Genomic DNA, 13,128 nt, shown 5'->3' on the forward strand with positions numbered 1-13,128 from the left:
GGCCCGCCATCTTGATGTGGGCGCTGCCCGACTCGTCGGCGATCTCCATCCAGCAGCCCATCGACTTGCACACGGCCGAGACGACCCCCTCGGTCCGGACGGTCTTTCCGCTGAACTTGCCCGGCTCCTGCAGGAGCACCGGCAGCGGCGTCGTCGAGCTCTCCGTGATGGGCGCGCCAAACTGCTTCTTCTCGAGCCGCGCGATCCCGGAAGCGGACGCCTGCATCGGCGATGCGCCCTCGGCGGCGGGAGGCGCGGGCTTCGAAGCCGGCTCGGCGTCCGGCTTGCGCTCGGCGGAACAGCCGAGCTGCGCAAGGACCAGGAAGAACAGGGAGGCGATGGGCTTTGCACGCATGAAGACGAGTTTGCCCGACCCGACGGGCCCCTGCCACCGGCCCCGGGGAAGAGCACCTCGGCGGCGGAGCGCGCCCGGCGGCCCCGCAGCAGGTGGCGGAGCGCGAGCGCAGCTGGCGGCTCGGCCGCTCACAAAAGCCTGCTACAAGGGCGGGCATGCGAACCGCTCGCGCCCGCGTCGGACGAGGCACGGCGGTGTGCGCGGTCGCGCTCGCCTGCGCCTCGACCGCGCACGCCGAGGAGCCCTCGAGCGCCGCGACCTCCAAGGATGCCGCTTCGGCCGAGCAGCCACCGGGACCTCCGCGGCCGCCGCTGCCGCCCGCGCCCCCCCGGACCCGCTTGCCGTGGGCCAGGCACATCGAGGTTGGCGCGGACATCGCCCTCGTCAACCGGTTCGGCTCGAACGACGCCGCCGGCCAGCCGACGGGGATTCGCCTGAAGCCCGCGATCGGCGTCGGGGCCCACGCGCGCTGGGAGATCTTCGACTACCTGCGCTTCTCCGCCTTCTTCGTGCACGCCGAGCACAAGCTCGCGCTCCAGGCGGGCGCGCTCGGGCAGCCCGGCCCGATCACGGCAGAGCCACGCGAGGACGGCGCGCCCGCGGTGCGCACCCTCGCGCTCGGCGCGCGCCTCGCGCCCACGCTCCCGCTCGGCGAGCGCGCCCGGTCGTGGCTGTCGGTCGGCGTCGGCTACGACCGGTTCGACTTCGACCGCATGCGGGTCTCCGACCCCGGGGGGGAGTTCACGGTCCGCGAGCGCGGCGCGTCGTACGTCGAGATCCCGCTGGGGCTCGGGGTGTCGTTCGACATCATCCGCCGCTGGCTCACGATCGAGCTGGAGACCTCGGGCGCCTTCCTGCTCGGCCGGGGCGGCGACGCCACCCGGGAAGGCCAGGCCATCGACGCCCAGGGGCGGCGGCGCAACGTCGGCGCGCTGCCGCAGGCCCGAGGATCGTTCGTCCAGACGCTCGGCCTCTCCCTCGTGCTGTGATCGCCGCGTCGCGCGGCGAGCTCAGCTGAGGGCCAGCATGCGATCGATCGGGACGCGCGCGCGCTCGCGCAGCTCGGGCGCCATCTCGAGGCGCGGGGCGAGATCGCGCAGCGCGAGATAGACCTTCTCGAGCGTGTTGAGCCGCATGAAGGGGCACTCGTTGCAAGCGCAGTTGCCCTCCGGCGGCCCCTCGATGAACTCCTTGTGCGGCGAGGCCTTGCGCATCTGGTGCACGATGCCGCTCTCCGTCGCGACGATGTACTTCAGGGCGTCGTCCGCGGTCGTGTACTTGAGCAGCGCGGTCGTCGAGCCGATGTAGTCGGACATCCGCAGGATCGGCTCCTCGCACTCCGGGTGCGCGATGAGCTTCGCGTCCGGGTGGCGCTCGCGCAGCGCGACGATCTTGCGCAGGCTGAAGGTCTCGTGAACGACGCAGCTGCCCTGCCACAGGCGCATCGGGCGGCCCGTCCGCTCGACGAGCCAGCGCCCGAGGTTCTTGTCCGGCGCGAAGAGGATCTCCTGCCCCTCGGGGATCGCGCGGACGATCTTCTCCGCGTTCGACGACGTGCAGATGTAGTCGCTCTCGGCCTTCACCTCGGCGGAGCAGTTGATGTACGAGATCGCGGCCGCGCCGGGGTACCGGGCGCGCCAGGCGCGGAAGCGGTCGACGGGGCAGCCGTCGGCGAGCGAGCAGCCCGCCGCGAGGTCGGGGACCACGACGATGCGCTCGGGGTTCAGGATCTTCGCCGTCTCGGCCATGAAATGCACGCCGGCGAACAGGATGACGTCCGCGGTCGTCTTCTTCGCCTGCTGGGCGAGCTGCAGCGAGTCGCCGAGGAAGTCTGCGAGATCCTGGATGTCGCCGTCCTGGTAGTAGTGGGCTAGGAGGACGGCGTTCCTCTCCCGCTTCAGGCGGCTGATCTCGTCGTGCAGATCCAGGCGCGGATCGATGGCGGCAGGCTGGGGCGCGGCGCTCGTCATGGCTACCTAAGGTAGGCACCGCGCGGCGCGCTGGCCAGGCCCCCGAGCCGCGCGGCGGACTCGGGCGCGCTCCAGCCACGGCCACGCAGCCGGTGCGGCGTTCGCCGGCGCTCCAGCCGCGCAGCCCGCCGCGTCTCCCTCGTTGACAACGGCCGGCACCGGTTCACGATCGAGGCCCGCGGTGGGCCTGGGGAGGAGCTCTCGTCGTGGGCGGCCACCCATGTCCTTCCTGATCCCCGTCGCCCTGCTCGCCCTCGTCGTGCCGCTCGTCGTGGCGCTCCTGCGCGCAAATGAGCTATTTTGCGTGCGCGTCGAGGGGCGCAACGTCCGGCTGCTCCGGGGCCGGATGCCGCAGCGGCTGCTCGACGACATCACGGACGTCCTCCGCGCAGCGCCTGTCGGGCGGGGCGCGGTGCGGGTCGTTGTCGAGGACCGGCGCGCCCGGGTCCACGTGGAAGGGGATATCTCTCCCGAGCAGGCTCAGCAGCTGAGGAACACCGTCTCCATGTGGCCGGTTCCGAAGATCCGCGCGGCCCCGAAGCGCCGCGCGGGCGCATGACCCCGCCGCCGACATTTCCACCCTAGCGAGTCAGTCCCGCATGGCCGACGACAAACCCCGAGACAATCCGCCGACCTCCAAGCTGGGGCGCCTCGCGCGCCTCGCCGGCCTCGCGCCCCGCACGATCCCGTTCGCCATCGAGGGCGCGAAGCGCGTCCTCGGCGCGACCCGGACCGAGGAGGAGGAGGCCGAGGCGCGGCGGAGGATGGCCCAGGAGGTCAAGAAGACCGCCGAGGCGATGCTGAAGACGCTCGGCGAGATGAAGGGCCTGCCGCTCAAGTTCGGCCAGATGGCGAGCTACATCGACGGGCTCGCGCCGCCGGGATACGAGGAGAAGTTCCAGGCCACGCTGAAGAAGCTGCTCGACAAGGCGCCGCCCCTGTCGCCGGAGGCCGCGGAGCAGATGATCCGCGAGGAGCTCGGCGCCCCGCCCGAGCACGTGTTCGCGGCCTGGGAGCGCGAGCCGTTCGCGGCGGCGAGCATCGGACAGGTGCACCGGGCCACGACGAGGTCGGGGGAGCGGGTCGCGGTGAAGGTGCAGTACCCCGGCATGGACAGGGCCATCGAGAACGACCTGAAGAGCGTCTCGATGCTCGAGGCGATGATGGCACCCCTCGCCAAGAAGCTGAACGCCCGGCAGACCGTCGACGAGCTCCGCAAGGTCTTCCTGTCCGAGCTCGACTATGCGCGCGAGGCCGAGATGGCGGACCTGTTCCGCCGCATGAACGCCGGGGACGAGGACGTCTCTATCCCGCGCATCCACCACAGCCTCACCACGAGGCGCGTCCTCACGCTCGAGCTCGTCGACGGCATGAGCTACGCCGAGTTCTGCGAGCGCGGCAGCCAGGAGGCGAAGAACCGCGCGGGCCTCTCCATCTGGCGCTTCACCTTCCGCTCGATGCTCCGGTACGGCTGGCTCTACGCCGACCCGCACCCGGGCAACTACCGCTTCCACGAGGATGGCCGCGTCACGATCCTCGATTTCGGCTGCGTGAAGCAGCTCCCGCCCGACCTCGTGGCGGGCATGAAGCGCTACATGCGCGCCGCCATGGACGCGGACTGGAAGGAGTTCGACCGGGCGTGCGTGGAGGTGCTCGGCTACGACCCGGCCGACGAGAGCTGGGATCTCTACCGCAGCTACACGATGGAGCTCATGGTCCCGCTGTGCACGCACGGGACCTGGAAGTGCTCCCCGGAGAAGGCGCGCGAGACGGTGGCGTACCTGACCCGGGGCATCCGGGGGCTCGCCCTCAAGGAGGGAGAGAAGATGCCCACCATCCCCCACGTGCCGAAGATGCCGCAGGACTTCACGTTCGTGAATCGCCTGCAGTGGGGGCTCGCGTCCGTGCTGGCGGGGCTCCGGACCGAGGCGGCGTTCCGGCGGACCATCGATCCCTGGGTGCGCGACGGGGTGCACCCCGTCCCCGATTGAGCGAGGATCGCTGGTAGGCTCGTCGGCGCGGAGAGGCGCGCCGAGGTCGCTTCCGCCGCGGCTCTCACCTTGACCTCGATCCCGCACGCTGTGACATTCGATCGGGGCATGGACGACGAGAGGGCGGCCTGCGAAAGGCGCGTAGGAACGACCCTGCGGGGCAAATGGACGATCGATCGCCTCGTCGGGATCGGCGGGATGGCCGCCGTCTATGCCGCGACCCACAAGATCGGGCGGCGCGAGGCGATCAAGATCCTCCACCCCGAGGTGGCGCGCTCGAAGGACCTGCGCGCCCGGTTCGAGCGCGAGGCGCAGGCCGTCAATCGCTTCCAGCACCCCGGCGTGGTCGAGATCCGTGACATCGACGTGACCGAGGACGGCGCGCCCTTCCTCGTGATGGAGCTCCTCGACGGCGAGTCGCTCGCCGACCGGATCCAGCGGGTCGGCAGCATCGAACCGGGCGAGATGCTGCGGCTCATGGATGAGCTGCTCGACGTGCTCGGCGCCGCGCACGGGCAGGGGATCATCCACCGCGACATCAAGCTCGACAACCTCTTCGTCGAGAAGACCGGGCGCCTCAAGGTGCTCGACTTCGGCATCGCGCGCATGCGCGACGGCGTGAAGACGGCGATGCGGACCCGCACGGGCGCGACGCTCGGGACGGTGTCGTACATGGCCCCGGAGCAGGTGCGCGGCATCTCGGTCGATCACAGGGCGGACCTGTTCGCCGTCGGCGCGACCATGTTCCGGGTGATCGCGAAGCGACGCATCCACGAGGCGCGCACGGAGTCCGAGCTGCTCGTGAAGATGGCGACCATGGCGGCGCCGCCGCTCGCGAGCGTCGCGCCGGAGACGCCGCACGGGCTGTGCCTCGTCGTGGACAGGGCGCTCGCGTTCGATCGCGACCGGCGCTACCCGGACGCCCGCACGATGCAGACCGACGTGCGCGCGCTCCTGCATGGAGCGGCGCCGCCGCACGCGTCGGCGCGCCTCGCGGCGGGCGACGTGCCGTCGGCGGGCGCGCCGCCGCTCTCCCCGATGCTCCTGTCGGCGGCCGCCTCGGCGGACGCGCAGGCCGAGCCTCCGCCGCGGCCCGCGCCCCCGTCGGGCGCGAGATGGAACGAGATGGGCTCGGCGCCCGCGATCGGGTCGGAGCTCGGCCCAGGCAACGGCGGGGCGTCCTCGTGGGAGGCCGCCACGATGGCGGCGCCCGGAGCTCCGCGCGGGAGCGCCATGGATGCGGCCCAGGCGCACGGAGGCCACCCCGGCATGGCGCAGGCCGTCCCCGGCGCTCCGAATGGACCGCCGTCGGCCCTCCACAACACAGGCGCCGGCCACGCCGGAGCGCACGGCGCGCCGCCATCGTGGCAGGGCGCCGGCGCGCCCCACAGCGCGCCGGCCTCGCTCCACAACACAGGCTCCGGCCTGCACAACGCCGGCCCGGCTTACGGCGCGCCTGCTCCGGCGCACGGCGCAAGCGTGCCCCACAGCGCACCCGTCTCGCTCCACAACACAGGCTCCGGCCTGCACAACGCCGGCCCGGCCTACGGCGCGCCCGCCTCGGCGCACGGCGCAAGCGCGCCCCACGGCCCGCCCGTCTCGCTCCACAACACAGGCTCCGGCCTGCACAACGCCGGCCCGGCCTACGGCGCGCCCGCCCCGCGGCACAGCGCCGGCGTACCGCACGGCGCGCCCGCGTCGCTCCACAACACCGGCTCGTCGCTGCACACCACCGGCTCGACCTACGGCGCGCCCGCGCCGCCGCACAGCGCCAGCGCGCCCTACGGCGAGCAGCCGGCCGCCGCATGGGCGCCGCGCCACGCTCAGCCGAGGCTGCCGCCAAAGCTCGTGATCCCGCTCGCGCTCGGCGGCGTGGCGCTCATGATCGTGAGCGTGCTCGCGGTCTGGATGGCGCTCCGCGACGAACCCCAGAGCGACGCGGTCCAGCACGATCTGCTGCCGGCCCAGAGCGCGAGCGCCGGGCCGACCCAGCTCTCCCCGTCCTCGGAGAGCACCGACGAATCGCGGAGCAACGTGAACGAGCCAGGATCGCGGAGCAACGTGAACGAGCCAGGATCGCGGAGCAACGTGAACGAGCCAGGATCGCGGAGCAACGTGAACGAGCCAGCGACGATGCGCCCGGACGCGCCGAACGCTCCGGCGAGCGCGCCGCCCGCGAGCACGTTCATCATCGACTTGACCAAGAAGAAGCAGCGCCCGAGAAAATCACGCCAGGACTGAAGCCAGATCGCCGAACATGGAGCTCCGCCCCCTCATGGTGACGAGGACAACCCCGCGCGCTCGATCGATGCTCGTCGGGTCTGCGCTGGCGCTCACGCTCTCGGGAGCGTGCTCGGACCCGGTGCCGATCGGCCCACGTCCCGACGCCGGCGGCGACGGTGGAGGCGGCAGCGGCGGCGCGCCGCCGCTCTGCAGCTCCGGCGACGTGCAACCCTGCTATCCCGGCCCGGCAGACACCGAGGGTGTCGGCGTGTGCGCGGCGGGCGTGCGGAGGTGCCAGCCAGACGGCCAGAGCTTCGGCGAGTGCGAAGGCGCCGTGGTCCCGAGGCCCGAGGACTGCAGCAGCACCGTCGACGACGACTGCGACGGCGCGGCGAACGAGCCCGACGCGGGGTGCGTGTGTACCCCGGGCCAGATCAAGACTTGCTACAGCGGCCCCGAGGGGACGAGCGGCGTGGGGCTCTGCGCGGTGGGGCTGCAGATGTGCGATCTCTCGGGCACGTCGTGGCGGCCGTGCGGCGGCCAGGTCACCCCGCAACGAGAGACGTGCACCGACGACACCGACGAGGACTGCGACGGCTTCGCCTGCAGCACGCCGCTCTGGGCCGCCCTCTACGGTGATCAGAACACCCAGAGCGCGACCAGCGTCGGCGTCGACGCGCAGGGAAACGTCTATATCGGCGGCACCTTCTCGGGGACCATCAACCTGACCGGCAAGCAGACGGGCGCCCTCGTCAGCATCGGCACCTCCGACGTGTACGTCGCGAGCTTCGACCCCTCCGGACAGCACCGCTGGAGCGTGAGGTTCGGCGGCAGCGGCGCCGAGACGCTCAACGGGCTCGCGGTGACGCCCGAAGGCAACCTCGTGCTCGGCGGGACGTTCTACGGCTCGTTCACGTTCGGCGGCACGACGCTGAGCAGCGTCAACGCGCTCGACACCTTCGTGGTCACGATGACCGGAGAGAAGGGCGAGCAAGGCTGGGCACGCCAGCTCGGCGACGCGGCCGATCAGACGCTGCGCTCGATCGCGGTGGACCCCACCGGAAACATCGTGATCGCCGGCTACTTCAGCGGATCGTTGCTCTGCGCGGCGTCGCCCGTCCCGGGCGGCAACCCGATCTGCGCCACCAGCGCAGGCGGCACCGACATCTTCGTGCGGAAGTACGATCCGCTCGGCGCCGTCGTGTGGACGAGGATCTACGGAGACGACAAGAACCAGTTCGCCACCGGCGCCGCCGTCGGGAACGACGGCAGCGTGCTCGTCACCGGCCGGTACAACGGCACCCTGACCGTCGGCCCCCGGCAGGTGAAGAACACCGGGCTCGGACCGAACCTGTTCGTGCTGAAGCTCGACAGCAACGGGAACGGCGTCTGGCTCTCGGACTATGGAGACACGGCGTCGCAGGCAGGCACCGGGATCGCCGTCGCTCCCTCGGGCGCGGTGCTCGTGACCGGGACGTACATGGGCGCGCTCAACTTCGGAGCGGCCGGCACGCTCCCCGCCAACGATGTGCAGACGGCGTTCGTGGCGTCGCTCGCCCCCGACGGCGCGCCCGTGTGGGCGCGGTGGTTCGCCGGAGACGGCATGCAGGAGAGCACGTCGATCGTCGCGGACGCGGAGAACGGCGTGGTGGTGACCGGCTCGGTCCAGGGCGTTGTCGACCTCGGCGGCGGGCCGCTGCCCAGCGGCGGCGGCTTCGACGCCTTCGTGGCGAAGCTCGACGCCGACGGCAACCACCTCTGGGGGAAGGTGCTCGGCGCCGCCGGCAACCAGAAGTCGAACGCGGCGGCCATCGCGCCGAGCACGGGGGTCATCGCGCTCTCTGGCACCGCCGAGGGGAAGATCGACTTCGGCCTCGGCGAGCGCGAGGCGAACGGCACCGACGCGTTCGTCGTGCTCCTGTCGCCGTAGACAGGAGCCGCGGCCCCGGTCACGCGGCGCCGCGAGCGCCCGCAGGGACGAGGTCGACGCGGCCGAGCTCCTCGTTGGTCGCCGCGATGGCGGCGCGGATCGGCTCGCCGACGCCGTAGCGACGGCTCGCGCCGACCAGCGCCTGCGCGGCGACGTCGATCCGATACGGGCCGCCCGGCAGCGCCTCCAGCGCGATCGTGCCCGTCGCGCCGGACTCGACCATCTGGACGACGAGGCCGAACGGCTTGATGGATACGATATAGCCCTCGATCTCCTCGCCGACGCGGGAGGCGAAGAGGCGCGCCACGAGCATGCGGTGCCGCTCCGTCTCGGCCTTGGCGGCGTTGCGCGCGCGCGCGTTCAGGTGGTGGGCGAGCGACGTGAGCGCCTCGGAGTCGACGCGCTGGTCGCGGCGGCCCTGGAGATAGCGCTTGACCTCGCGGTGCACCGCGAGGTCGGCGTAGCGGCGGATCGGGGACGTGAAGTGCAGGTACAGCGGGGCCCCCAGGCCGAAATGCAGGCCTCCGGCGCCCGTGTACCGGGCAGGGCCGAGCGCCTTGCCGAGCACGGTGCGGATGGCCGGCGCGAGCTCGGAGCCCCTGTACTGCGCCTCGAACGCCGCGAGGCCGAGGGGGCTCAGGCGCGCGCCGAAGCCGGCCTCGACGCCGAAGTTGTGCGCGAACTGCTCGAGCGCGCGGACGCGCTCCTCGGTCGGCTCGTCATGGACACGAAAGACGCAGGGGAGCCCGCGCGCCACGAGCCAGCTGGCCACCGCCTCGTTCGCCGCCACCATCAGCCGCTCGATGAGGCGGTGCGCGCCCGTGTCGGAGCGCGGCGAGACGGCGGTCGGCTCGCGCGTCTCGGCGTCCAGCGTCACGTACGCCTCCTCGCGATCGAGCTCGACGCCGCCGCGCGCCGCGCGGACCGTCGACAGCCGCGCGGCCGCGGTGCGGAGCCAGCGCACGACCGGCCGGGCGGCCTCGGGGATGCCGGCGGAGCGGCCCGTCGTCAGGAACTCCTCGACGGCGTCGTACGAGAGGCGGGCGTGCGAGCGGATCACGCTCTCGTGCAGGTCGATCGACGTGATGCCCCCCTCGGGGTCGATGCGCAGCTCGACCGTGACCGCGAGCCGATCGACCCCCGGGAGCAGGCTCGCCGCCTCGCTGGAGATCGTGTCGGGGAGCATGGGGATGACGCGGCCAGCCAGGTAGACGCTCGTGCCCCGGGCGCGGGCCTCGAGATCGAGCGGCGAGCCCTCGGGGACGAACACGTCCACGTCGGCGATCGAGACGAGGACGCGGAGCGCCCCGTCGGGCCCGGCCGGCAGCACGGAGACGGCGTCGTCGATGTCCGTGGTGACGGGCGCGTCGATCGTGACGGTGATGACGTCGCGCAGGTCGCGGCGGCCGCGCGCGAGCTCGCGCTCGACCGACACCGCGGCGACCGCCGCGCGCGACGCCTCGAGGACCTCGTCCGAGAACACGGCGCGCACGCCGTTGCGGGCGAGGCAACGCTCGATGCCGAGGTCGGCCTCCGACGCGACGACGCGCGCCGGGACGACCGCCGCGCCCTCGATGGTGGCGACCACCGCGGCGCCCTCGGGGAGGTCGTCGGCGCTGCCCGGCTTGAACGGCCAGTCCGTGTTGGAGACGAGGCGATCGACCCGGAGGTGCGGCCGCTTCGCGTGAGATACGACCGTCCCGAAGAGCTCGGAGCGATCGCGCTGGACGAGGGCGAGCTGCGACGCGCTGAAGCGGCCCGGCTCCGCCTCGACGACCACCGCGTCGACGACGTCGCCGTCAAGGAACGGGTTCAGATCGGGCGGCGCGATGAAGGCGGTCGCCGGCCCGAGGGCAGCCAAGCCCGGCCTGCCCGGCCCCCCCGCCTTCTCCGGAGAGGCCTCGATGTTCAGGAACCCGAAGCCACGGGGGTTGACCGAGATGCGTCCACGAACGGGTGCGTGCATAGGCGCGGAAGGTACGCCAGATCCCGGCGCGTTCGAGCACAAGCTGCCCGTTGAGCTCGCAGCAACGCCAAAGAATTACTGCAACACGGTAACAAAGCAGCGCGTGAGGTCACGGCATCGCGCGCTGCATGCCGAGATGCGCTCGGGGGCCCGGGGTGCCTCGCGCTGCGCTGCGACGACGTGCGGGCGGCATCGCGGTTCCACGTGCGCAGGGACCCCCGTGCATGGGCGGGACGCCACGGCAAAAGTGCCTCCCTGGACGGTTCGCGGCGCCGGATCGGCTTATACTCGACACATCGTGGAAGACTCAGGGGACATCATCGAGCTAGCGCGTGTGATGCCTCGGGACCGCTTCGTCCGCCAGGTGACGAACCTGCTCCTCGTGGTGTCCGAGGCTGGTCCGGACAACCAGCAGATCGCGTTCCGGACGGTCGCCGCATCGCCGGCGGCGCACCGGAAACCGGCGCCTCCGCCCGGCCCAGCGAGCGAGGTGTTCCAGCTCGTCAAGGCGAAGGGCAATCCCTATCTCGACCAGATCTCGGTGGGCCGCACGCGCAATTGCGACGTGGTGCTGCGCCACCCCTCGGTGTCCAAGCTGCACGCGCACTTCCGGCGGAATGAGCAGGGGCAGCTCGTGCTCGTCGACAACGGCTCACAGAACGGGACCCGCGTGAACGGCAAGGTGCTCTCCGAGAGCGAGCCGCTGGTGGTCTCGGTGGGCGACGTGATCCAGTTCGGCCGGCTCACGACGTCGCTGCTCGATGCAGCGGCCCTCTTCGACCTCGTGCGCGAGCAGGCGCGCCTCGCGAGGGACCAGGCGAACCGGTGAGCGCAGCGCGCGGCGCTCAGAACCGGTACCCCGCGGAGACGTTCGGAAAGAACATCGTGAACGTGCCGTGGGCGAGCTCCTCGAACACGACCTTCTTTCCCGGCGCGCAGTCGACCGTGGGGCGCGCCTCGTCGCACTCGGCCCCGACCACGTAGGTGTTGCCCGTCTCGAGCGGCGGGCCGTCGACGAGGAAGAAGCCGACGCCGAGGCCCGCGCTGGCGCTGAGGCGCCCGAGCTTCAGCCGGAGCCTCAGCTCGGGCATCGCGAACGGGGCGGCGGCGCGGACGGCCCTGCCCGCGTTCTGCACGGCCACGCTGACGGTCCTCTCCGCGTCGGACGCCGTGCCGGTCACCTCGTCGCTCATCTCGGCCAGCACCACGCCGAGCCCGAGCGCGCCGCCGACGTCGAGCCATGACGACAGCCCGTAATGATAGCTGCCGCCGACGATCACCGTCACGCCGGCCATGCCGATGTCGTCGTGGAAGCTGTAGCGAATGGGGAGCCTGTCGTTGCCCCCGCGCGGATCGGCATACGTCGCGTCGAGCGAGCGATCGAGCGTCGTGTGAAGGCTCAGGTACCCGGCCGTGAGCTCGATGGCGGCGCCGCTCGGGAACTCGTAGCTGCCGCGCACGCCGGCCAGGACGCCGGATGGGCGCGAGATGTCCGAGCAGCTGTAGCTGCCGCAGCTCCGCTCGGCGTCGCTCTCGAGCGACGAGGCGAAGGCATAGCCGCCGGTCGCCTCCAGCCGGAAGACGCCGACCCTCCGACCCCAGCGCGGGTGAGCGTCGTCGATGGCGAGCGGCAGGATGATGTCGCCCCTCGTCGTCTTGTCGACGGTCGCGCGCAGCGTGCGCGAGAAATAGCCCGGCTCGTGCGCCTCGAAGGTGTGGCGCCCGAGCGGCAGCGCCCCGCGCCACTGCCCCTTGCCGACCGGGACGCTGTTGATGGTCAGATCCGCGCTCAGGGGCTGGGCGACGACGTGGACCTCCTCGCCGAGCGGCCCCGCCTCGACCGTGGCGACGGCGAGCTGCCCCGCGATGACGCTCGCCTCGCGGGGCGCAGAGCCGAAATTGCCCTTGCGCACCGAGTAAAAATGCGGGCCGGGCGCGAGCGCGCCCTCCCAGGGCAGCTGGCCGATCAGCGCGCCGTCGATGGTGAGATCGGCGCCGACGAGCCGCTCGTCCTCGACCTTCAGCCGGCCCGTGCTGGCGAGCGGATCGAGCTTCGCGTCCACCGACCTGGTCTCGGCGACCCCGACGGTCACGATCCGCTCGAACGTGTGCCAGCCGTCCTTGACCACGCGGAGCGTGTGATCCCCGGGGAGCAGCCGGATCGGGCCGGCGAGGGGGAGCCGGCCGCGCTGCCTCCCGTCGATGAGCACCAGGCCATCGACGTTCGACGAGACGACGACGCTGCCGATCCGCCCTCGCAGCGTGGCGATCGCGGACGCGACGCTCCGGCGCTCCGGCTCGCCGAGCTCGGCGCGGAGCTCCGTGAGCAGCGCCTCGTAGAGATCGAGCGCCTCGTCGTAACGCCCGAGCTGATCGAGGCAGAACGCGGCGTTGAGCGTGTTGGGCACCGACGCGACGATCTGACGGGACCTCAGGTAGAGCTCGAGCGCGCGCTGGAAGTCGCCGATCTTGCGCAGCTCGTTCCCTTCCTGAAAGAGCGCCTTGGCCCGGGCGAGCGCATCGTCCGCCGACGCGGGCGACTCGGGCGCCGAGGCAGGCGGCTCGAGTGGCACGCCCGGGACAGCCGCCGCCTGCGGGGGCTGCGCGCGGACCGGAGGCGCAGGCGCCGCGCTCGCCACGGCGAGCGCGCACGCCGCAAAGCAGCGCCGCAGGGCGCGACGGGCGCGCGGCAT

10 protein-coding genes (1 of these 10 cut by a window edge) are annotated in these 13,128 nt (G+C 72.2%); 6 read left to right on the forward strand and 4 right to left on the reverse strand.

Annotation, left to right across the window (positions count from 1 at the left end):
- A protein-coding gene (locus WMF46_RS39565; RefSeq protein WP_437981947.1) for a DUF4920 domain-containing protein crosses the window boundary here: on the reverse strand, positions 1-355 show its 5' portion. It extends 188 nt beyond the left edge of the window; the window shows 355 of its 543 coding nt (coding positions 1-355); it begins with the start codon at positions 353-355; its stop codon lies off the left edge, out of view.
- 155 nt (positions 356-510) lie between these two features.
- Here WMF46_RS39565 and WMF46_RS39570 point away from each other — a divergent pair, with 155 nt between their 5' ends.
- Entirely contained in the window at positions 511-1,344 is an 834-nt protein-coding gene (locus tag WMF46_RS39570) for a hypothetical protein (RefSeq protein ID WP_437981948.1), read from the forward strand.
- 21 nt (positions 1,345-1,365) lie between these two features.
- Here the strand turns inward: WMF46_RS39570 and nadA are convergent, their stop codons facing one another.
- Positions 1,366-2,325: a quinolinate synthase NadA gene (nadA, locus tag WMF46_RS39575; RefSeq protein ID WP_012240033.1), complete on the reverse strand. Its 960-nt coding sequence runs from the start codon at positions 2,323-2,325 to the stop codon at positions 1,366-1,368.
- 220 nt (positions 2,326-2,545) lie between these two features.
- Between nadA and WMF46_RS39580 the strand changes: the two genes are divergently transcribed.
- The 4 genes from WMF46_RS39580 to WMF46_RS39595 all read left to right on the forward strand — a co-directional run bounded on the left by WMF46_RS39580 (position 2,546) and on the right by WMF46_RS39595 (position 8,469).
- Positions 2,546-2,884 carry a DUF3634 family protein gene (locus tag WMF46_RS39580; protein ID WP_044966758.1) on the forward strand — a complete coding sequence of 113 codons (339 nt, stop codon included), beginning with the start codon at positions 2,546-2,548 and terminating at the stop codon, positions 2,882-2,884.
- A gap of 40 nt (positions 2,885-2,924) precedes the next feature.
- Positions 2,925-4,316 (forward strand): ABC1 kinase family protein, encoded by a 1,392-nt coding sequence (locus tag WMF46_RS39585; protein WP_437295225.1) that lies wholly within the window; start codon positions 2,925-2,927, stop codon positions 4,314-4,316.
- 108 nt (positions 4,317-4,424) lie between these two features.
- Complete coding sequence (locus tag WMF46_RS39590) at positions 4,425-6,557, forward strand: protein kinase domain-containing protein (protein ID WP_437981949.1); 2,133 nt, start codon at positions 4,425-4,427, stop codon at positions 6,555-6,557.
- A gap of 34 nt (positions 6,558-6,591) precedes the next feature.
- A complete protein-coding gene (locus WMF46_RS39595; protein ID WP_437981950.1) occupies positions 6,592-8,469 on the forward strand; it encodes a hypothetical protein in 1,878 nt (625 codons plus the stop codon).
- Positions 8,470-8,488: 19 nt separating this feature from the next.
- Here WMF46_RS39595 and WMF46_RS39600 read toward each other — a convergent pair whose 3' ends face one another.
- Positions 8,489-10,435, reverse strand: coding sequence for a ribonuclease R family protein (locus tag WMF46_RS39600; RefSeq protein WP_437981951.1), 1,947 nt, complete (start codon positions 10,433-10,435; stop codon positions 8,489-8,491).
- Positions 10,436-10,733: 298 nt separating this feature from the next.
- Here WMF46_RS39600 and WMF46_RS39605 point away from each other — a divergent pair, with 298 nt between their 5' ends.
- Complete coding sequence (locus WMF46_RS39605) at positions 10,734-11,264, forward strand: FHA domain-containing protein (protein WP_437981952.1); 531 nt, start codon at positions 10,734-10,736, stop codon at positions 11,262-11,264.
- 16 nt (positions 11,265-11,280) lie between these two features.
- Here WMF46_RS39605 and WMF46_RS39610 read toward each other — a convergent pair whose 3' ends face one another.
- Positions 11,281-13,128, reverse strand: coding sequence for a PEGA domain-containing protein (locus tag WMF46_RS39610; RefSeq protein ID WP_437981953.1), 1,848 nt, complete (start codon positions 13,126-13,128; stop codon positions 11,281-11,283).

The organism is Sorangium sp. So ce117, from assembly GCF_051524395.1.
In the GTDB taxonomy this organism is placed as follows: domain Bacteria; phylum Myxococcota_A; class Polyangia; order Polyangiales; family Polyangiaceae; genus Sorangium; species Sorangium cellulosum_B.

Coding starts and splice junctions, on each gene's coding strand:
- WMF46_RS39590 (WP_437981949.1), top strand. CDS start 4,425: ATGGACGACGAGAGGGCGGCCTGCGAAAGGCGCGTAGGAACGACCCTG.
- WMF46_RS39585 (WP_437295225.1), top strand. CDS start 2,925: ATGGCCGACGACAAACCCCGAGACAATCCGCCGACCTCCAAGCTGGGG.
- WMF46_RS39595 (WP_437981950.1), top strand. CDS start 6,592: ATGGTGACGAGGACAACCCCGCGCGCTCGATCGATGCTCGTCGGGTCT.
- WMF46_RS39600 (WP_437981951.1), bottom strand. CDS start 10,435: ATGCACGCACCCGTTCGTGGACGCATCTCGGTCAACCCCCGTGGCTTC.
- WMF46_RS39580 (WP_044966758.1), top strand. CDS start 2,546: ATGTCCTTCCTGATCCCCGTCGCCCTGCTCGCCCTCGTCGTGCCGCTC.
- WMF46_RS39610 (WP_437981953.1), bottom strand. CDS start 13,128: ATGCCGCGCGCCCGTCGCGCCCTGCGGCGCTGCTTTGCGGCGTGCGCG.
- nadA (WP_012240033.1), bottom strand. CDS start 2,325: ATGACGAGCGCCGCGCCCCAGCCTGCCGCCATCGATCCGCGCCTGGAT.
- WMF46_RS39570 (WP_437981948.1), top strand. CDS start 511: ATGCGAACCGCTCGCGCCCGCGTCGGACGAGGCACGGCGGTGTGCGCG.